Here is a 19,540-nt window from a genome sequence, read left to right as displayed (position 1 = left end):
TTTCTGTGATCCGAAGCGCGCTCTCTAGCGAGCGCGCCCCGATCCTGCAATGTCGGACGGCGTGTCGCCGCCCGATGCGCGTTCGTCACGCACTGCGCTTATTCCATGCCCAGCGCGGCGAGATAGGTCTGGAGGATCGCCTCCATCTCCTGCCGGTCGTGCGGCTGCATCTTCCGCAGGCGCACGATCTGGCGCATGATCTTGCCGTCATAGCCGTTGGCCTTGGCCTCCAGATAGACGTCCTTGATGTCGTCGCCGATGCCCTTCTTCTCTTCTTCCAGGCGCTCGATGCGCTCAATGAAAAGGCGTAGCTGGTCGGCCGCGACGTTGCCCTCGCTCATGGGGTTCTCCGTATGTGAGTGTGAATCGGTTGGCGCTCGCCTCTAATGGCTGTCGGCGTTCTTCGCCACACTCTCCTGCATCTTTGCGATCTGCTCGGGCGTCGCCTCGCTCTGGTGCTGTGCTTTCCACTGGGGGAAGGGCATGCCGTGGATGATCTCGCGCGCCGCCTCGCGGCTAAGGTCCCCATGCGCTTGCGCCACCCAGTCGGCCAGGCAGTTGCGGCAGAAGCCCGCCGTTCCCATCAGGTCGATATTCTGCACGTCGGTCCTGTGCTGCAAATGCGCCACGAGGCGTCGGAAGGCGGTTGCGGCAACCGCATCCGTGAGTATGGTGTCGGCCATCGGCGATCCTTTCGCTGATCTACATCATCCTGTCGTGCAGCACGGATAACCCATAACGACGCGCTGGCAAGGCCATGAGGCCGGGCCAGGAGCGATCATGACGGTCAGGAGAAGACATGACTAAGTTGCCGCCCCGCTCGCGCAAGGTTCGCATCCTGGCGACCCTTGGCCCTGCCAGCGATACGCCGGACATGATCCGGGCGCTGTTCGTCGCCGGGGCCGACGCCTTCCGCATCAATATGAGCCATGGCGCGCATGAGGATCATGCGGCGCGCATCGCCGCGATCCGCGCGCTGGAAAAGGAATTCAACCGTCCGACGACCATCCTTGGCGACCTTCAGGGGCCCAAGCTGCGTGTCGGCACATTCGAAAAAGGGCTCGCCATCCTGGAAAAGGGCGCGTCCTTCGTGCTGGACCGCGACGAGACGCCGGGCGATGCGCGCCGCGTCAACCTGCCCCATCCCGAAATCTACGCCGCTCTGGTGCCCGAAACCCGCCTGCTGCTGGACGATGGCAAGCTGGTGCTGCGGGTGAAGACGGTGAGCGATGACCGCATCGACACCATCGTGGAAGTCGGCGGCACCCTGTCCAATCGCAAGGGCGTCAATGTGCCCGACGTGGTGGTGCCGGTGCCGGCGCTCACCGACAAGGATCGGCGCGACCTTAGCTTCGCGGTGGAGCAGGGCTGCGACTGGATTGCGCTGAGCTTCGTGCAGCGGCCCGAGGATCTGGCCGAGGCGCGCAAGCTGATGGGCGGCCATGGCGCGCTGATGGCGAAGATCGAGAAGCCGTCCGCCGTGCAGCGGCTGGAGGAGATCATCGAACTGGCCGACGGCGTGATGGTCGCGCGCGGCGACCTGGGCGTCGAACTGCCGCCGCAGGCCGTGCCGCCGCTCCAGAAACAGATCGTCGCCACCGCGCGCACGCTCGGCCGGCCCGTGGTGGTCGCGACCCAGATGCTCGAATCGATGATCAAGTCGCCATCGCCCACGCGCGCCGAAGTCTCCGACGTGGCAACGGCCGTCTATGACGGGGCCGACGCGATCATGCTGTCAGCCGAGACAGCGGCGGGCGACTGGCCGGTCGAGGCGGTGACGATGATGGACAGCATCGCCCATAGCGTGGAGCGCGATCCGGGCTATCTCGCGCGGCTGCACTTCACCGAAACGCGGCCCGATCCGACCACCGCCGACGCCTTGGCCGAAGCGGCGAGCAGCATCGTGTCGGTCATGGGCGCCAGCGCCATCACCTGCTTCACTTCGTCTGGCAGCACCGTGCGCCGCGTCGCGCGCGAACGGCCGTCTGCTCCGATCCTGGCGCTGACGCCGCGATCCGACACGGCGCGCAAGCTGGGCCTGACCTGGGGCGTCCATGCCGTCCGGACGAAGGATATCGGCAATTTCGAGGAGATGATCGGCAAGGCCCGGCGCATGGCGCTGCGCCATGGCATGTCCGAAAAGGGCGGCAAGATCGTGGTTCTGGCCGGGGTTCCCTTTGGCACGCCTGGGTCGACGAACGTCCTGCATGTCGCGGCCATTCGCGGCGACGAACTCAAGGGCCGCGACGAATCGCCGTCCTTTTGATGGTTGCGGCTCCGGCAAGAGGGTGCGCCCTCTTGCCGGAACAGGCGGCGTCATCTGCCTGGGCAACGCGAAAAGGCGCCCGATCATCGACCGGGCGCCCTTCATATGTCTTTGCGTTGCTTCCTGAAGGAAGCGACGATCGTTTAGCCCTGGCGAGCCTTGAAGCGACGATTGGTCTTGTTGATGACATAGGTGCGGCCGCGACGACGGATCACGCGGTTGTCCCGGTGGCGGCCCTTGAGCGACTTGAGCGAGTTGCGGATCTTCATGGCAATCGGCCTTTGGTGAATCTGGTTTCGGTCTGAATTTCGAAGCGCTGCCCCTATGGGTCGGGACGTCGAAAGTCAAGCGCGATGCGCCGCTTTTTGCCCCTGTTCATCGTCCATGCAGCAAGTTCATGGCTTCGCGCGTTGGAGGGGATTATGCCCGTCGCGCCGTGTATGCGGCAAATGCCCGTTGGAGTGAAGTCATGTCGAAGCGTCCCCTGATCGCCGCCATCCTCGCCTTGCCCCTGGCCGCCTGCGCGACCGTGCCGCCGGTCGAGGTCACTCGTTTCCATATCGACAATCCCGCGCGGTCGGGCACGCTCGCCGTGGAGGAAATGCCCGGCAATCCCGATGTCAGCCTGGAATTCCGCACTTATGCCGCGGCCGTGCAGCAGCAGTTCCAGCAGGTCGGCTTTTCCGCAGTTCCGGCCGGCGCCAGCAGCGACTATGTCGCGCTTGTCAACTTCCGCCGCAGCTTCCGCCCGAGCGGCATCGACCGCAGCGGCAAACCCGTGTCCGTCGGCGTGGGCGGCGGCATCGGCAGCGGCGGCTATTCGGGCCTGGGCGTGGGCGTCGGCATCAACCTGTCGGGCAAGCCCAAGGACATTGTGACCACCGAATTGCAGGTGCAGCTGCGCCGCCGGTCCGATTCGACCACTATCTGGGAAGGCCGCGCCTATACCGAAGGCAGGCAGGGCTCGCCCGCGGCGCAGCCGGCCGCCGCAGCGCAGAAGCTCGCCGCCGCCTTGATCGGGGGCTATCCCGGCGAATCCGGCCGCACTATAACGGTCAAATGAGCATCAGCATTTCGAGCGCTTTCGATAGCGGCAATATTCGCGTCCTCTCCATCACCGACACAGCCGCCGGCGTCCGCGCCGAGCTGGAAATCGTCACCGATCACCAGAGCGACTTCTATCAATGGTTCCACTTCCGCCTCGCCAACGCGGCCGGGCGCGAGGTGGAACTGGCGATCGTCAACGGCGCGGGATCGGCCTATCCCGACGGCTGGCCGGGCTATGCCGCGCGCATGAGCGAAGATCGCGAAAACTGGTTCCTGGCCGATACAAGCTATGCCGACGGCACGCTGACGATCCGCCTGACGCCCGACAGCAATGCTGTCTGGATCGCCTATTTCGCGCCCTATTCGATGGAGCGCCACCATGACCTGATCGCCTGGGCCGCGGGCCAGCCGGGCGTCGTCCATCGCGAACTGGGCCTCACGCTCGATAAGCAGCCGATGGATCTGCTGACGCTGGGCGACGGCCCCAAGCAGGTATGGCTCTATGCGCGCCAGCATCCCGGCGAAACGATGGCGCAGTGGTGGATGGAAGGCGCGCTGGAGCGCCTGTGCGACGAGGAGGATGCGGTCGCGCGGCTGCTCCGCCAGAAGGCGACGATCCATCTCGTCCCCAACATGAACCCCGATGGCAGCCGGCGCGGCCATCTGCGCACCAATGCGGCAGGGGTGAACCTCAATCGCGAATGGCATGAGCCGAGCGCGGAGCGAAGCCCCGAAGTGCTGCTGGTGCGCAATGCGATGGACGAAAGCGGCGTCGACTTCGCGATGGACGTTCATGGCGACGAAGCGATCCCCGCCGTGTTCATCGCCGGCTTCGACGGCATTCCGTCGATCACCGAACGCCAGTCGGCGCTCTATCATCGCTACCGCGATACGCTCGCCCGGCGCACGCCCGACTTCCAGACGCGGCTCGGCTATCCCGTCGCAGCCGCGGGCAAGGCCAATCTGTCCATGTCGACCAACCAGCTTGCCGAGCGATTCGGTGCGGTGGCGATGACGCTGGAAATGCCGTTCAAGGACAATGACGACCTGCCCGACGCCGATTATGGCTGGTCGCCCGCCCGGTCGATGCAACTCGCCAAGGACTGCCTCGCCGTGCTCGCCGAGATGATCGACGAGCTGTGAGGCGAGGGCCCTTGCGGTCTAGTCGAACAGTTCGGACAGGAAGTCCGTCATCGCCTTGAAGCTCCGCCGATCGGCGACGGGGCTGTAGGCCAGGCCCTTTTCGGGCATGTGCACCGATTCGTCGGTGAAGGCGTGGCCGGTATGGCCATAGGCGTGGATCTGCCAGTCGCAGCCGGACGCGGTCAGTTCGCGGGCGAGGCCGACGGTTGCTTCGGGCGGCGCGATCGGGTCTTCCCAGCCATGGCAGACCAGCAGCTTCGCACTGATCGTGGCATTGGGGAAGGGCGGCGCGTCATAGACGCCATGGAAGCTGACGCCGCCGGCGATGTCGGCGCCGCTGCGGGCAAGGTCGAGCACGCACAATCCCCCGAAACAGAAGCCGATCGCCGCCGTCCTTGCAGGGGCGACGCTCTCCTGCTGCTTGAGCAGTCGATGCGCCGCGTTGACGCGGTCGCGCAGCAGCGCCCGGTCGTTCTTCAGGGCGTTCATGTAGCGAGCCGCGTCCGGCTCCGCCCGCGTGCTGCGCTTGCCTTCGCCGAACAGGTCCACGACCAGCAAGCTGTAGCCGAGCGCCGCGACCTTTTCGGCATAGGCGAAGTCAGCTTCCTTGGTGCCGAGGACATTGGGAAACAGCAAGATGCCAGGGCGCGGACCCGCGGCGAGATCGGCCACGACCATATGGTCGAACGGCTCGCCGTCGATGGCGTGGATCAGCCTCTCGCGAGTGATGCTCATGATCGTCTCCTTGGTTCTTTACAGACTGCCGAATCCGGGGGCCTCGCCGCGCGCCCCCGCGCGCAGCCGCTGCGGTCGCTTCCACCCGATGCGCGGGCGCTTGCGCAGCCGCAACGTCGGCCAGTCGCCGCGGTCGCTGCGTTCGGCAAGGCGCATGCCCTGCGCGCGATAGGCGGCCAGCACGGCGTCCGCCTGGCTGTCGAGCAGGCCGGCGAGCAGGATGGTCCCGCCCTCTTCGACAAGGGCGCAGAGCGCGGGCGCCAGTTCGATCAGCGGCCCGGCCAGAATATTGGCGATCAACAGGTCATAGGGGGCGCGGCCGATGATCGCGGCATGATCCGCGCCCGCCGCCGTCACCAGCGCCAGCTGTCCCGCGCCGCTGCCCAGCGCCACGCCATTGGCGCGCGCATTGTCGGCGCTGATCTCCACCGCGACCGGATCAATGTCGGACGCGATGGCATGAGCGCGGGGCCACAGATGCAGGGCGGCGAAGGCGAGCAGGCCGGTGCCGGTGCCGATGTCGGCGATGTTGCGCGCGCGCATGCCCACGCGCCGCATGCGGTCGAGCATGGCGAGGCAGCCGGCGGTGGTTTCATGCTGGCCGGTGCCAAAGGCGCGGCTCGCCTCGATCAGCAGATTGACATGGCCGGGCGCTTGCGGATCGCTCGCCAGATTGCGGACATGAAAGCGGCCGGCGGTGACGGCCTCCAGGCCCTGCTGGCTGATCGTCACCCAATCCTCGTCGGGCAGTTGCTCGATCAGCGGCTTCACCCCGGCGGCGCTGGGCACCAGCGTCTTGAGCAGCTTGACCGCGGCGGGGCTCGGCTTGCCTTCGAAATAGGCGTCGAGCTGCCATTTGTCTTCGTCGTCGGGCGCGGCCTCGCTGGTCATCAGCACCGGCGGCCGGTCCATCAGGGCGAAGGCGGCGATGTCGCCATCCAGCGCCTCGGCTTCGGCGCGCGTGCAGGGGAGCGTGACTTTCCAGCTTTGCGCGGCTGGCGCGGCGACATCGTTCATGCCGCCGCCCTTACTCCAGCATCGGGGGCAGGGGAAGCGTCAGGCGACCTGCCGGCCGAAGTCCGACGAAGCGTGGCGCAGGCCCGCCAGCTTGCCCTCGACGCTCATGAAGCCGCGCTCCAGCTGGTCGATTTCCGACGCGACGATCTCGGTATCCTGGCGGATCGCCGAGATGGTGCTCGACATGGAATCGGCGGCGAGCGCGGTTTCGTCCACCGCCGCAGTGATCATGGTGACGGTCTGCGCCTGCGCGTCCATCGCATGGCGGATGCGTTCGGCGCTGGCCTGAACCTCGCCCACCGTGTCGCGGATGCGTTCGTTGGTCTCGACCGACTGGCGGGTCGAATTCTGGATGTCGGCGATCTTGCCGGCGATCTCGTCGGTGGCGCGCGCGGTCTGGTTGGCGAGGCTCTTGACCTCCTGCGCCACCACCGCGAAGCCGCGCCCGGCATCGCCCGCCCGCGCCGCCTCGATCGTGGCGTTGAGCGCCAGCAGGTTGGTCTGGCCGGCAATGTCGCGGATCAGCCCCAGGATTGATTCGATCGACTTGGCATGTTCGGACAAGGTGGCGGACATGCTGACCGCGTCGCCGGACTGCTCCGCGGCGCGCTGGGCGACATCGGCCGCCCCCTCGACTTCGGTGCGGGCGTCCTCGATCGCGCGGATGAGGCCGGCGGACGTGCGCGCGGCTTCCCGCATCGCGAGCGCCGACTGCTCGGCCGCAGCGGCGACTTCCGACGCCTTGCCCAGCATGCCGCGGGTGGCGGCCGACGCATCCTTGGCCTGTTCGCGCAGCGATTCGCCCAGCTTGGTCGCGCCGTCGATCTCACCCATGATGCGCTGTTCGAACAACAGGCCATAGCGCTGGCGCTCGGACCGCTGGGCTTCGGCTTGGTCGTTGGCCAGCACGTTGCTCATCAGGCCCGAATCGAGCATCGCAATCTGCAGCATGGTCCGTTGCAACCGGCGCGCGCAGGCTTCATCGTCGGCGCAGCGTTCCCAGATCAGGTCCAGGATGGTTTCGTTGGCGGCTGCGACGGCAGTCAACACCGCGCGGACCGACACGTCATGCTTGCGCGCGTGGCGCACGCAATTGGCAGCCGACTGCGCCCATTTCCCTTCCTGGAAATGCAGCAGCTTCTGTTCGATATAATTGTGGGTCTCGACGCGGATCCGCTCCACGACGGCCGCGCTCAGCCGCTTTTCGAGGCCCGTGTCGCGCATATAGGCGGTGAAAAACGCTTCGGCGACCTTCCCGATGTCCCCCTCGATCAGCAGGCCGATTTCGCGGGCGTCTCGCCCCACGGCGCTGCTGGCGTCAATTTCCGCCACGAGTTCGGGATTGAGGGTGGCGGTGGAAACGAAGGACGGCATGGATGACAGGCCCCTGCTGGTCATATGTGCTTTGAACGGGTTCATCCTAGCCGCCTTTGGTTAATCACTTCTTATGATTGGCGTCCGCGCGAACAAGTCTTTCGCGCCGCTCCGCTGCTTGCCCTCTTCGCGCTTCGCTCCTAAGGGGACGGGACTCGAGCACAAGCATCAGGGACAAGGGTAGACATGGCGCGAACCACCAGCCGGCCGCTCTCGCCGCATTTGACGATCTGGAAATGGGGCCCGCACATGGCCGTTTCCATCATGCACCGCGTGACGGGCAATGGCCTGGCCACCGTCGGCGCGCTGGGCCTGGTCTGGTGGCTGATGGCGGCCGCGATCGGCCCCGAAGCCTATGCGACCTTCGTCCGCTGCGCGACATCGCCGATCGGCTATCTGGTGATGGTCGGGTTGAGCTGGTTCTTCTTTCAGCATCTCTGCTCGGGCCTGCGTCACTTCGTGCTCGACATGGGGGCGGGGTATGAACTGCGGACCAACAAGAGCTGGTCGATCGCGACCTTCATCCTGTCGGCGCTGCTGACCATCCTGTTCTGGTCCTACATCTTTTTCGGAAAGGCGTTCTGATGGGCACCGGAACTGGTATCGGCCGCGTCCGCGGCCTTGGCTCGGCCAAGCATGGCGCGCACCACTGGCTGGCACAGCGCTACACCGCCGTCGGCAATCTGCTGCTGGTGCTGTGGCTGCTGTTCAGCCTGATCAGCCTGCCGGGGCTGGACTATGAAAGCGTCGTCGGCTGGATCGCCAACCCGCTGGTCGCGGTGCCGATGATGCTGATGCTGGTCAGCATCTTCTATCACCTGCGCCTTGGCATGCAGGTCATGCTGGAAGATTATGTCCATGATAAGGGCCTGAGCTTCCTTTCCGTCCTGCTGCTCAATTTCTATGCCATTGGCGGCGCGGCCGCCGGCATCTTCGCGATCGCCAAGATCGCCTTCACGGGGGCTGCCGACTAATGACCGAAGCCTATAAGATCATCGACCACAGCTATGACACCGTCGTGGTCGGCGCGGGCGGTTCGGGCCTGCGCGCCACCATGGGCAGCGCCGAAGCGGGCCTGAAGACCGCCTGCATCACCAAGCTGTTCCCAACCCGCAGCCACACCGTGGCGGCGCAGGGCGGCATCGCCGCGAGCCTTGGCAACAATTCGCCCGACCACTGGACCTGGCACATGTATGACACCGTCAAGGGGTCGGACTGGCTGGGCGACCAGGACGCGATCGAATATATGGTGCGCGAAGCGCCCGCGGCCGTCATCGAGCTGGAACATGCCGGCGTGCCGTTCAGCCGCAACGAGAATGGGACGATCTACCAGCGTCCCTTTGGCGGCCATATGCAGAATATGGGCGAAGGCCCGCCGGTGCAGCGCACCTGCGCCGCGGCCGACCGCACCGGTCACGCCATGCTGCACGCGCTGTATCAGCAGTCGCTGAAATATGACGCGGACTTCTACATCGAATATTTCGCCATCGACCTGATCATGGAAAATGGCGAATGCCGCGGCGTCATCGCCATCTGCATGGAGGATGGCAGCATCCACCGCTTCCGCAGCCATGCCGTGGTGCTGGCGACGGGCGGTTATGGCCGCGCCTATTTCTCGGCGACGTCGGCGCATAGCTGCACCGGCGACGGCGGCGGCATGGTGCTGCGCGCGGGGCTGCCGCTGCAGGACCTGGAGTTCGTGCAGTTCCACCCGACCGGCATCTATGGCGCGGGCGTGCTCATCACCGAAGGCGCGCGCGGCGAGGGCGGCTACCTCACCAACAGCGAAGGCGAGCGCTTCATGGAACGCTATGCCCCATCGGCCAAGGACCTGGCGAGCCGCGACGTCGTATCGCGCTCCATGGCGATGGAAATGCGCGAGGGGCGCGGCGTTGGTCCCAACAAGGACCATATCTTCCTGCACCTCGACCATATCGATCCCAAAGTGCTGGCCGAGCGGCTGCCCGGCATCACCGAAAGCGGCAAGATCTTCGCGGGCGTCGACCTGACGCGCCAGCCGCTGCCCGTCACGCCGACGGTCCATTACAATATGGGCGGCATTCCCTGTAACTATCACGGCCAGGTCGTCACCAAGGTCGGCGACGATCCCGAAGTCGTGGTGCCCGGCCTTTATGCGGTCGGCGAAGCGGCCTGCGTGTCGGTCCATGGCGCGAACCGCCTGGGCTCCAACAGCCTGATCGACCTTGTCGTGTTCGGCCGCGCCACGGGCCTGCACCTCAAGGAGACGCTGAAGCCCAACGCGCCGCACAAGCCGCTGCCCAAGGATGCGGCCGACCTGGCGCTGGGCCGCCTCGACAAGTATCGCAACGCCAAGGGCGGATCGCCCACGGCGGCAATCCGGCTCGAAATGCAGCACACCATGCAGAAGCATGCCGCCGTGTTCCGCGACAGCGAGTTGCTGGCCGAGGGCGTCACCAAGATGGAACAGGTCAACAAGCGGATGGAGGACGTGTCCGTCGCCGACCGCTCGCTGATCTGGAACACCGACCTCATCGAGACGCTGGAGCTGGACAATCTGATGGCGTCGGCGGTCTGCACCATGGTGAGCGCTGAAAATCGCAAGGAAAGCCGCGGCGCGCATGCGCATGAGGATTTCCCCAATCGCGATGACGAAAACTGGATGAAGCACACGATCAGCTGGTTCGACGGCTGGGGTGGTCAGGGCGGCAAGGTCAGCCTCGATTATCGTCCGGTCCACGACTATACGCTGACCGACGAAGCGGATTATATCAAGCCCAAGGCGCGCGTGTACTGATCGCGCCGCCAGGCGTCGGAAGCGCAAGGGGGCGGGCCGCAGGGTCCGCCCTTTTTCGTTGGCGCAGACGGCGCGACGGGGCGCAGCGAAGTTCACAGTGTCGTCGGCCTTTTTCGGCCCGAAGCGACCGGAACGCGCCCGCGACGCGACAACGACGCGACCGGGATGCGACAGGAACGCGACACCGGCCTCGGCCCGTTGCAGGGCGTCGGAGCGGGCCGAACAGGTTCGGAAGGAACGGGGCGGAAGCACCGGCATGATAGATCATGCTTCGCCGCAATAGGACAGCGGTAACGAGGAGCCGCATCCCGGCTGATCGCTCGGATGATCCGCCAGATGTTGCTCTGCTATGCGCGCCCTTCAGCGCGCGAACGGCAGTAGCGCCTCATAGACGGCCCGGCCCGGCTTGCCGTCGACGGCGCGGCCGTGGCGCAGGTAGAAGGCGTGCTTCACGATTTCCGCCTGCTGTTCGATGCCGTAGCGGGCGAAGGGCTTGCCGGGGATGATGGCATAGCCATAGCGGCAGAAGGGGTGGCGCATCAGCGGCAGCCACCATTTGCCCGATCGCTGCGCCTGCCAGACATGCGTCATTTCGTGCAGGAAATGGCCCTGGAGGTGGAGCGGCTGGTCGCTAAAGTCGGCGCAGAACAGGCCGCCCTGCGGATGGAACCACAGGTCGCCGTCGGGCGCCATGGTGACGCGGCGGGGCTGGAGCGGCCACCAGGGGCGGTTGTGCACCCGCACCCGCGCGTAGTCGATCGCATCGCCGAACAGCGAGCGGGCGAGCGCCACTTCGCCCGGCGTAAGCGAGCGGCTGGTCAATGGGCGCTATTATCTGCCGGCTGCGGGGCGGGGGCGGGAGTGGGGGCAGCGGCGCCTTTGGGCTTGCGGATGACCGCGTCGACCAGCAGCCGGTCGCCATTGGCGAGCAGGAAGGTGAGCTGCATCTTGCCGCGGCTGATGGCGGTGTCGTTGACGCCCCACAGCATCAGATGCTTGCCGCCCGGCGCGAAGGCGACCGTGCCCTTGGCCGGGATGTCGACGCTGCTGACCGGCTTCATCGTCATGACGCCGCCTTCGTCCACTGTTTCGTGCATCTCGACCTTGAGCGCATAGTCGGTCAGCACGCCGCGCAGTTGCGTGCCGGCATCGCCCCCATGCGCGACGAAATAGCCCGCCGACGGGCGGTCCTTGTTGGGCGACAGCCGCACCCAGGCCTGGTCGATATAGGTGGGCGCCGGGTCGCCGCAGGCGCTCAGCGCCAGCGGCGCTGCAAGGGCGATGAGGGCAAGGCGACCGCGCATCCGTCACTCCATGTCTGTCTCGTTTCAGATCGGTTGCATAGGTAATCGCCCCAGCGCCTTGTGCCAAGGAAAAGCACGCCTATATCCCCCATGCAAACCGGCCTTGCCTTGGCGCTTTCGTGAGGTATGGGGCCTTCAACCGCTGAATTCGGATTTGGGGTTAAAAGAGGAAACAATGGCAAAAGTTATCGGGATCGACCTTGGCACCACCAACAGCTGCGTGGCTGTGATGGACGGCGGCAAGCCCAAGGTCATCGAAAATGCGGAAGGGGCGCGGACCACGCCCTCGATCGTCGCCTTCGCCAAGGATGGCGAACGCCTGATCGGTCAGCCGGCCAAGCGCCAGGCGGTCACCAATCCGGACAACACGATCTTCGCGGTGAAGCGCCTCATCGGCCGCCGCTTCGATGATCCCATGACCAAGAAGGACATGGAACTCGTCCCCTATTCCATCGCCAAGGGCCCCAATGGCGACGCCTGGGTCAAGGCCGGCGGCCAGGATTACAGCCCGTCGCAGATCAGCGCCTTCACGCTGCAGAAGATGAAGGAAACCGCCGAATCCTATCTGGGCGAGACGGTCACGCAGGCGGTCATCACCGTCCCTGCCTATTTCAACGACGCCCAGCGTCAGGCGACCAAGGACGCCGGCCAGATCGCAGGCCTGGAAGTGCTGCGCATCATCAACGAGCCGACGGCCGCGGCGCTGGCCTATGGCCTCGACAAGCAGGACGGCAAGACGATCGCGGTCTATGACCTTGGCGGCGGCACGTTCGACATTTCGATCCTGGAGATCGGCGACGGCGTGTTCGAAGTGAAGTCGACCAATGGCGACACCTTCCTGGGCGGCGAGGATTTCGACGCCAAGCTGGTGGAATATCTGGCGGCCGACTTCCAGAAGGCCGAAGGCATCGACCTCACCAAGGACAAGCTGGCGCTGCAGCGCCTGAAGGAAGCGGCCGAGAAGGCGAAGATCGAACTGTCTTCGGCGCAGACGACGGAAGTCAACCTGCCCTTCATCACCGCCGACCAGAATGGTCCCAAGCATCTGGTGAAGACCGTGACGCGCGCCGATCTGGAGCGTCTGGTTGCTGACCTCATCAAGCGGACGATGGAGCCGTGCAAGAAGGCGCTGGCCGACGCCGGCGTGTCGGCGAGCGAGATCAGCGAAGTGGTGCTGGTGGGCGGCATGACCCGCATGCCCAAGGTGCGCGAAGCCGTGAAGGATTTCTTCGGCAAGGAACCGCATACCGGCGTCAACCCGGACGAAGTCGTCGCCATGGGCGCGGCGATCCAGGCGGGCGTGCTGCAGGGCGACGTCAAGGACGTGCTGCTGCTGGACGTCACGCCGCTGAGCCTGGGCATCGAGACGCTGGGCGGCGTGTTCACTCGCATGATCGACCGCAACACGACCATCCCCGCCAAGAAGTCGCAGACCTATTCGACCGCTGACGACAATCAGCAGGCGGTGACGATCCGCGTGTTCCAGGGCGAGCGCGAAATGGCGGCGGACAACAAGCTGCTGGGCCAGTTTGACCTGGTCGGCATCCCGCCCGCGCCGCGCGGCGTGCCGCAGATCGAGGTGACGTTCGACATCGACGCCAACGGCCTGGTCAACGTGTCCGCCAAGGACAAGGGCACCGGCAAGGAACAGCAGATCCGCATCCAGGCGTCGGGCGGCCTGTCTGACGCCGACATCGACCAGATGGTCAAGGACGCCGAGCGCTTCGCCGAAGAGGACAAGAAGCGTCGCGAGGCGGCCGAAGCCAAGAACAACGCCGAAAGCCTGGTCCACACGACCGAGGCGCAGCTGGCCGAGCATGGCGACAAGGTCGATGCGAGCCTGAAGGGTGAGATCGAGACCGCCATTGCTGCAACCAAGTCGGCGATCGAGAGCGGCGATGCCGAAGCCATGAAGACCAAGGCGCAGGAGCTCGCCACGGTCGCCATGAAGCTGGGCCAGGCCATTTACGAGAAGGAGCAGGCCGCGGCCGCATCGCCCGAGGCTGACGCGCCCAAGGCGGATGACGACGTCGTCGACGCCGAATTCTCCGAAGTGGACGACAACAAGGCGTAAGCCGCTAGACTGTCCCCGCTGCACCGCAATCATGGTGCCGCGGGGACAGCCGGGAATGCTATGACTGAAACGGATTATTATTCGCTGCTCGAAGTCGAGCGTACGGCAGACGGCAAGGCTATCAAAAGCGCGTATCGCAAGCTTGCGATGAAATATCACCCGGATCGCACCGGGGGATGCACCGACAGCGAGGCCAAGTTCAAGGCCGTGTCGGAAGCCTATGAGTGCCTGAAAGACCCCCAGAAGCGCGCGGCCTATGACCGCTATGGCCATGCCGCCTATACCAATGCGCAGAACGGCGGAGGCGGCGGCGGGTTCCGTGGCCAGGCCGGCGGTTTTTCCGATCTGGGCGATATTTTCGAGACGATCTTTGGCCAGGCCGGCTTTGGCGGCGCGGGCGGACGCCAGCAGCAGCGGCGGGGCGCCGACCTGCGCTATGATCTGGAGATCAGCCTGGATGAAGCCTATCATGGCAAGCAGACGCAGATCGAGATCGAGGTGTCGGCCGCCTGCGACAGCTGCGATGGGTCCGGCGCGCAGCCGGGCACCGGCGTCAAGACCTGCGCCACCTGCGGCGGTCACGGCCAGGTGCGGGCGCAGCAGGGCTTTTTCGTGGTCGAGCGCACCTGCCCGTCCTGCCATGGCGCGGGCCAGGTGATTGAAAGCCCGTGCCGCGCCTGCCGCGGCGAGGGGCGAGTGGACAAGCCCAAGTCGCTGTCCGTCACCATTCCCGCGGGCGTCGACGAAGGCACGCGCATCCGCCTGACCGGCGAGGGCGAAGCGGGCGCGCGCGGCGCGCCGGCGGGCGACCTGTATATCTTCCTGCATGTGAAGCGGCATCCGATCTTCGAACGGGACGGCACGACGCTCTTCTGCCGCGCGCCGGTCAGCTTCACCACGGCGGCGCTGGGCGGCGTGATCGAAGTGCCGGGGCTCGACGGCAGCCGGCACGAGATCAAGATTCCCGTCGGCATCCAGTCCGGCAAGCAGATCCGCCAGCGCGGCGCAGGCATGCCGGTGTTGAACGGCCGGGGACAGGGCGACCTCGTCATCCAGGTCGATGTCGAAACCCCCACGCGCCTCAGCGCACGGCAGAAGGAATTGCTCGAAGCCTTCCGCGAGACCGAGACGGGCGAGGAATGCCCGCAATCGACCGGCTTCTTCGCCAAGCTCAAGGAAATGTGGGGGGACTGATTCTTCCCGATTGGGATGACGTGCTCCTGCGAAGGCAGGAGCCCAGTTCCGGGCGTTGAACTGGGTTCCTGCCTTCGCAGGAACATGCTGTCCTTCATGTCTTTGTGTGCCGCTCCCGCCGCGCCCAGGCATAGAAGGGCAGGCCGGCGAGCATCAGCAGCAGGCTCGATCCGCTGGCGACAAGGCCCGCGCCCCACAAGGTCCAGAGCGCATAGCCCAGGCCGATGACCGCGGCCGGCACCACCAGGCGGAAGCGCAGGCTCGCCAGCGCGCAGCCGACATAGAGCCACAGCGTCGCCGACGTCGCCAGCAGCGCCATTGCCGTGAACAGCGCCACCAGCCCCTGCAGGCTGTTGGCGACCAGCATCAGGCTGGCGAGGATGGTGGAGAGGATGAGCGCGCGGCGCGGCGTGCCCTTTGCATCCGTCGCCGCCAGCCAGCGCGGCAATTCGCCGCCGCGCGCCATCGCCAGCGGCACTTCGCCCTGCAGCAGCGTCCAGCCATTGAGCGCTCCCAGGCAGCTGACCACGACGAACATCGCCACCAGCCCGGCGGGTCCGGGCGACCAATAATGGCTGACGAACGCGCCGAAGGGCGAACCGGTCTGCGTTTCCGCCGCCGGCAGGGTCAGGGCGATGCCTGAACAGACGAGCAGATAGATGAGCCCCGTCACCGCCGTGCCGATCAGCGTTGCGCGCGGTATGGTGCGCGCGGGATCGCGCACCTTGTCGGCCGCGACGCTCGCCGATTCAAAACCCAGCAGTGCCCAGAGCGTCAGCGCGGCCGAAGCGGTGATGCCGGCGCCGGTCAGGCCCTGCGCGGGGAAGGGCGCGATGTCCGCCCGGCCGCTGCCCAGGATCAGCAGCAGCAGGATCAGGACGACGACGATCGGGATCAGCTTGATCGCCGTGGTGCCGATCTGCGTCAGGCCCGCCGCCCGCGCGCCCGCCAGGTTGATGCCGGTCATCAGCCAGAGAAAGCCGATCGAGCAGAGCGCCCCCATGCCCGGCCGGGCGAGCGCGGGCGCAAGGCTGCTGAGATTGGCGGTCGCCGCCACCGCGATGGTGACATTGGTGATGATGAGCGAGATCCAGTAGATCCAGCCGATCGCAAAGCCGGCGAGCGGCCCATAGGCGCGCGCGATCATCTGCGACGCGCTGACATCGGGCATGGCGACGGTCAGCCGCGCGATGACGAAGGCCAGCACCAGCGACCCGGCGATGGTGAACACCCATCCCGCCACCGCGTCCCAGCCGAAGGGGGCAAGGCTGGCTGGCAGCAGGAAGACGCCCGATCCGATCATGTTGCCCATGACCAGCGCGATGCAGGCGGCAAGGCCCAGCGTGCGGGAGGAGGGCGAGGGGGAAGGGGATAAACGGTCGTTCATGGTCGTCCCGCCTAATGATCCGCTGGCGCAAATGCTAGGCGGCACTTGGCTGCCGTCCGCTGGCCTGCATAGGGGCGGGTTCGGCGCATGAGTTTCGTGCAATCGCGTTCGATGTCATTGCATTTGCGAAGACAGCGCGGGAAGCGCAGATAGGCTGCGATGCTGCAACGCAGCAAAACCGATCAATTCGAGGTTATACCCATGTTTTCGCTTATCTCGCTTTATTTCGCCTATCGCCGTGATGTCGTCACCGCGGAGCGCTATATCGCCGGCCTGAACCTGGCTGAAACGCCGGTGGCCGATGGCGTGACGCCGATCGAAGCGGACGAGCCGCTGCCGCTCGCGGCCTGATCTTCATGCAAAAGGGCGGCCGTGATGGCCGCCCTTCGCGTGCAATATTGGTTTCTGGGCCGGCTCAGGCAGCCAGGAACAGGTCCGGATCGAGCGCCATCAGCGAATCCGCGCCGCTTTCGATCTTGCGGCGCAGGGCGCCCGCGTCGGGCATCACGCGCTCGGCGAAGAAGCGGGCAGTCACCAGCTTGGCTTCCAGGAATTTGGCGTCGCCTTCCCCGGCCGCGAGCAGCGTGGTCGCCGCCTTGGCCATTCGCAGCCACATCAGGCCCGTCGCGACGATGCCGAGGATGTGCATGTAGTGATGCGCGCCGGCCCCGGCATGATCGGGGTTCTTCATGGCGTTCTGCATCAGCCACATGGTCGCCGCGCCCAGCTGGCCGCTGGCCTTTTCCAGCGCATCGGCGATCGGGGCGAGCGTCTCTTCCGCCTTGGCCGCGGCGACATCGTCGCTCACCATCTTGAGGAAGGACTGGAGCGCGCGGCCGCCATGCATGGGCAGCTTGCGGCCCACCAGATCCATCGCCTGGATGCCGTTGGTGCCTTCATAAATCTGGGCGATACGGGCGTCGCGCACATATTGTTCGACGCCATTTTCCCAAATGTAGCCATGGCCGCCGAACACCTGCTGGCAGGCGACCGTCACGTCGAAGCCCTTGTCGGTGCCATAGCCCTTCACCACCGGGGTGAGCAGCTGGAGCAGGTCGTCGGCCGCCTGGCGCTCCTCCTCGGTCGCGGCATAGTGCGACAGGTCGACCTGAAGCGCGGTCCAGAGCGTGAGCGCGCGCAGTCCTTCGGTCAGCGCCTTCGATTCCATCAGCATGCGGCGCACGTCGGGATGGACGAACAGCGTATCGGCCTTTTCGTTCGGCTCCTTGGGGCCGGTGAGCGCGCGGCCCTGGCGACGGTCGCGGGCGTAATGGACCGCGTTCTGGAAAGCGATCTCGCCCTGGCCCAGACCCTGCAGGCCCACGCCCAGACGCGCCGCGTTCATCATGATGAACATGGCGGCGAGCCCCTTATTTTCATCGCCGACCATCCAGCCGGTCGCGCCGTCATAGTTCATGACGCAGGTGGCGTTGCCGTGAATGCCCATCTTGTGCTCGATCGAGCCGCAGGACACGGCATTGCGCGCACCCAGCGTCCCATCATCCTGCACCATCATCTTGGGCACGACGAACAGCGAGATGCCCTTGCTGCCTTCGGGCGCGTCGGGCGTCTTGGCGAGGACCAGGTGGATGATGTTGTCGGCAAGGTCATGCTCGCCCGCCGAGATGAAGATCTTGGTGCCGGTGATGGCGTAGCTGCCATCGGCCTGCGGCACGGCCTTGGTCTTGATGAGGCCGAGATCGGTGCCGCAATGCGGTTCGGTCAGGTTCATCGTGCCGGTCCATTCGCCCGACACCATCTTGGGAATATAGCGATGCTGCAGTTCGTCGCTGCCCTTGGCCAGCAGCGCGGAGATCGCGCCGGTGGTAAGGCCGAAATACATTTCGAAGCCCTGATTGGCCGAGGTCATATATTCACCGAGCGCGGTCGCCAGCACCATGGGAAGGCCCTGGCCGCCAAAGACCTCGGGCGCGTGCAGCGTGGTCCAGCCGCTTTCGACATATTGGTCATAGGCCGCCTTGAAGCCGGTCGGCGTGGTGACGCTGCCGTCTGGGTGACGGACGCAGCCTTCCTTGTCGCCAACGGCGTTCAAGGGGAAGAGGACTTCCGACGCCATCTTGCCGCCTTCGGTCAGGATCGCCTCGACCAGGTCGGGCGTGGCATTTTCGAAGCCCTGGAGGTTGGCGTAGCGGTCGAGCCCGACGACATGATCCAGCACGAAGCGGGTGTCGCGAACGGGGGCGGCGTAGCTGGGCATGATCTTCTCCTGAAACTCTCTTATGCGGGGGAGGGGGATTATCTTTGTTCGATGGTGGCGACGAAGGAGGCCAGTTCGGCAATGGCGGCGTCGATATCGTCCTTCTGCCGGGTGAGGAGGTCGATCCGCGCCTTGCACTTGTCGACCGTGACGCGCCGCTGCGCCTCATGTTCCTCATCGGCGTCGTAGAGATCGATCATCTCGCGGATTTCGGTGAGGCTGAAGCCGACGCGCTTGCCGCGCAGGATCCAGGCCAGCCGCGCGCGGTCGCGCCGCGAATAGATGCGCGTCAGGCCCTGGCGCTCGGGCGAGATCAGCCCTTCATCCTCGTAAAAGCGCAGCGCGCGCGCGGTCACGCCGAATTCTTCCGACAGGTCGGTGATGCTGTAGCTTTGCCGTTCGCTGTGATCGGGCAATTCGATGCCGGCGATGCTGCTGCGCTTGTCCATGGATATGATGTAATCCCGCTTTACGTTTACGTCAAGGTGATGCGACGGCTTCCGCCGTTCGCCGCATCCATGGTCCTTTTGCCCCAGTGACAAGCCCCGGCCAAGCCGCTACCGCCAGGTGCATGACAGGGGCGATCAGACGAAGCGAAGGCGCGCGCGGCCTGCTGGCGGCGCTGGCGCTGCTCGTCCTGGCGATCCAGATCATCGCGCCGTCCGGCTTCATGCCGGTGCGCACAGACAGGGGCGTCATCGTGACGCTGTGCACCGGACAGGGCGCGGTCAATGTCATGGTCGACCAGGATCAGGCGCCCATGCGTGACGGCCACCGGCCCGACGACGGCATGGGCGGGCAACAGCATTGCCCCTTCGCTGCGTCGGTCCAGCCCGCCGTGCCGCCACTGGTGCTCGCCGACTCGCCGCTGCCGGCCTGGCAATTGGCCTTCGGTGCGATCGCCTTCGCGCTCAAGACCGGGATCATCGCGCGCCTGGCGGCGCCGCCGCCGCCATCATCCGGACCGCCTGCGACCGTCTGAACATGCTTCACTTCCGTTCGGCC

Annotated in this window: 21 protein-coding genes; 10 read left to right on the top strand and 11 right to left on the bottom strand. The window is 65.8% G+C overall.

The genetic code is table 11. The features are described from left to right. Window positions 1-98: 98 nt before the first annotated feature. Both ACGGKE_RS06365 and ACGGKE_RS06360 read right to left on the bottom strand, forming a co-directional pair. Window positions 99-341 carry a DUF2312 domain-containing protein gene (locus ACGGKE_RS06365; protein WP_009822273.1) on the bottom strand — a complete coding sequence of 81 codons (243 nt, stop codon included), beginning with the start codon at window positions 339-341 and terminating at the stop codon, window positions 99-101. 42 nt (window positions 342-383) lie between these two features. Beyond that, entirely contained in the window at window positions 384-683 is a 300-nt protein-coding gene (locus tag ACGGKE_RS06360) for a DUF1244 domain-containing protein (RefSeq protein ID WP_394441099.1), read from the bottom strand. 116 nt (window positions 684-799) lie between these two features. Here ACGGKE_RS06360 and pyk point away from each other — a divergent pair, with 116 nt between their 5' ends. Then, complete coding sequence (gene pyk / locus ACGGKE_RS06355; protein ID WP_394441096.1) at window positions 800-2,266, top strand: pyruvate kinase; 1,467 nt, start codon at window positions 800-802, stop codon at window positions 2,264-2,266. Window positions 2,267-2,409: 143 nt separating this feature from the next. On the opposite strand, the gene ykgO is transcribed toward pyk, so the two are convergent. Beyond that, entirely contained in the window at window positions 2,410-2,535 is a 126-nt protein-coding gene (gene ykgO, locus ACGGKE_RS06350; protein ID WP_004210176.1) for a type B 50S ribosomal protein L36, read from the bottom strand. Window positions 2,536-2,735: 200 nt separating this feature from the next. Between ykgO and ACGGKE_RS06345 the strand changes: the two genes are divergently transcribed. Together ACGGKE_RS06345 and ACGGKE_RS06340 are read left to right on the top strand one after the other, a co-directional pair. After that, window positions 2,736-3,329: a DUF4136 domain-containing protein gene (locus ACGGKE_RS06345; RefSeq protein WP_394441088.1), complete on the top strand. Its 594-nt coding sequence runs from the start codon at window positions 2,736-2,738 to the stop codon at window positions 3,327-3,329. Then, window positions 3,326-4,456, top strand: coding sequence for a M14-type cytosolic carboxypeptidase (locus ACGGKE_RS06340; protein WP_394441086.1), 1,131 nt, complete (start codon window positions 3,326-3,328; stop codon window positions 4,454-4,456). Before ACGGKE_RS06345 ends, ACGGKE_RS06340 begins: the two co-directional genes overlap by 4 nt. An 18-nt stretch (window positions 4,457-4,474) precedes the next feature. Here the strand turns inward: ACGGKE_RS06340 and ACGGKE_RS06335 are convergent, their stop codons facing one another. From ACGGKE_RS06335 to ACGGKE_RS06325, 3 genes are read right to left on the bottom strand one after another with little or no spacing between them, the layout of a single operon-like run. Next, window positions 4,475-5,191, bottom strand: a complete 717-nt coding sequence (locus ACGGKE_RS06335) for a dienelactone hydrolase family protein (RefSeq protein ID WP_394441083.1) — start codon at window positions 5,189-5,191, stop codon at window positions 4,475-4,477. Window positions 5,192-5,209: 18 nt separating this feature from the next. Beyond that, window positions 5,210-6,208: a 50S ribosomal protein L11 methyltransferase gene (locus ACGGKE_RS06330; protein WP_228165798.1), complete on the bottom strand. Its 999-nt coding sequence runs from the start codon at window positions 6,206-6,208 to the stop codon at window positions 5,210-5,212. Window positions 6,209-6,247: 39 nt separating this feature from the next. Then, window positions 6,248-7,582: a methyl-accepting chemotaxis protein gene (locus tag ACGGKE_RS06325; protein WP_394441080.1), complete on the bottom strand. Its 1,335-nt coding sequence runs from the start codon at window positions 7,580-7,582 to the stop codon at window positions 6,248-6,250. A gap of 186 nt (window positions 7,583-7,768) precedes the next feature. On the opposite strand from ACGGKE_RS06325, the gene sdhC reads away from it, so the two are divergent. Genes sdhC through sdhA form a run of 3 tightly spaced genes read left to right on the top strand, consistent with a single transcriptional unit; the run spans window position 7,769 to window position 10,358 of the window. Then, a complete protein-coding gene (sdhC, locus tag ACGGKE_RS06320; RefSeq protein ID WP_394441078.1) occupies window positions 7,769-8,167 on the top strand; it encodes a succinate dehydrogenase, cytochrome b556 subunit in 399 nt (132 codons plus the stop codon). Further along, on the top strand, window positions 8,167-8,556 hold the full coding sequence (sdhD, locus tag ACGGKE_RS06315) for a succinate dehydrogenase, hydrophobic membrane anchor protein (protein ID WP_228165801.1): 390 nt from the start codon (window positions 8,167-8,169) through the stop codon (window positions 8,554-8,556). The genes sdhC and sdhD overlap by 1 nt, the downstream gene beginning before the upstream one ends. After that, entirely contained in the window at window positions 8,556-10,358 is a 1,803-nt protein-coding gene (gene sdhA / locus ACGGKE_RS06310) for a succinate dehydrogenase flavoprotein subunit (protein ID WP_394441075.1), read from the top strand. Before sdhD ends, sdhA begins: the two co-directional genes overlap by 1 nt. A 360-nt stretch (window positions 10,359-10,718) precedes the next feature. Here sdhA and ACGGKE_RS06305 read toward each other — a convergent pair whose 3' ends face one another. Continuing rightward, window positions 10,719-11,180, bottom strand: coding sequence for a vgr related protein (locus ACGGKE_RS06305; RefSeq protein WP_394441073.1), 462 nt, complete (start codon window positions 11,178-11,180; stop codon window positions 10,719-10,721). Further along, on the bottom strand, window positions 11,177-11,662 hold the full coding sequence (locus ACGGKE_RS06300) for a copper chaperone PCu(A)C (protein ID WP_394441070.1): 486 nt from the start codon (window positions 11,660-11,662) through the stop codon (window positions 11,177-11,179). Before ACGGKE_RS06300 ends, ACGGKE_RS06305 begins: the two co-directional genes overlap by 4 nt. Window positions 11,663-11,837: 175 nt before the next feature. On the opposite strand from ACGGKE_RS06300, the gene dnaK reads away from it, so the two are divergent. Both dnaK and dnaJ read left to right on the top strand, forming a co-directional pair. Next, window positions 11,838-13,736, top strand: coding sequence for a molecular chaperone DnaK (gene dnaK / locus ACGGKE_RS06295; RefSeq protein WP_228167652.1), 1,899 nt, complete (start codon window positions 11,838-11,840; stop codon window positions 13,734-13,736). A 60-nt stretch (window positions 13,737-13,796) separates the two neighbouring features. Further along, the gene (gene dnaJ / locus ACGGKE_RS06290; RefSeq protein ID WP_394441065.1) at window positions 13,797-14,930 is read left to right on the top strand and encodes a molecular chaperone DnaJ; all 1,134 of its coding nucleotides are present in this window, start codon (window positions 13,797-13,799) and stop codon (window positions 14,928-14,930) included. A gap of 94 nt (window positions 14,931-15,024) precedes the next feature. Here dnaJ and ACGGKE_RS06285 read toward each other — a convergent pair whose 3' ends face one another. Beyond that, window positions 15,025-16,317: an amino acid permease gene (locus tag ACGGKE_RS06285; protein ID WP_394441063.1), complete on the bottom strand. Its 1,293-nt coding sequence runs from the start codon at window positions 16,315-16,317 to the stop codon at window positions 15,025-15,027. A gap of 159 nt (window positions 16,318-16,476) precedes the next feature. On the opposite strand from ACGGKE_RS06285, the gene ACGGKE_RS06280 reads away from it, so the two are divergent. Then, the gene (locus tag ACGGKE_RS06280; RefSeq protein ID WP_394441060.1) at window positions 16,477-16,668 is read left to right on the top strand and encodes a hypothetical protein; all 192 of its coding nucleotides are present in this window, start codon (window positions 16,477-16,479) and stop codon (window positions 16,666-16,668) included. A 64-nt stretch (window positions 16,669-16,732) separates the two neighbouring features. Here ACGGKE_RS06280 and ACGGKE_RS06275 read toward each other — a convergent pair whose 3' ends face one another. After that, window positions 16,733-18,535, bottom strand: a complete 1,803-nt coding sequence (locus ACGGKE_RS06275; RefSeq protein WP_394441057.1) for an acyl-CoA dehydrogenase C-terminal domain-containing protein — start codon at window positions 18,533-18,535, stop codon at window positions 16,733-16,735. Window positions 18,536-18,573: 38 nt separating this feature from the next. Further along, window positions 18,574-18,984 (bottom strand): MerR family DNA-binding transcriptional regulator, encoded by a 411-nt coding sequence (locus ACGGKE_RS06270; RefSeq protein ID WP_228167416.1) that lies wholly within the window; start codon window positions 18,982-18,984, stop codon window positions 18,574-18,576. Window positions 18,985-19,106: 122 nt separating this feature from the next. On the opposite strand from ACGGKE_RS06270, the gene ACGGKE_RS06265 reads away from it, so the two are divergent. Continuing rightward, window positions 19,107-19,517, top strand: a complete 411-nt coding sequence (locus ACGGKE_RS06265) for a DUF2946 family protein (protein WP_394441053.1) — start codon at window positions 19,107-19,109, stop codon at window positions 19,515-19,517. The last annotated feature ends 23 nt before the right edge of the window (window positions 19,518-19,540 follow it).

Origin of the sequence: Sphingobium naphthae (assembly GCF_043589935.1) — a bacterium.
Classification (GTDB): Bacteria; Pseudomonadota; Alphaproteobacteria; order Sphingomonadales; family Sphingomonadaceae; genus Sphingobium; species Sphingobium naphthae_A.
Note: the sequence above shows the minus strand (reverse complement) of the source record. Positions and strands in the feature narration are given on the sequence as shown.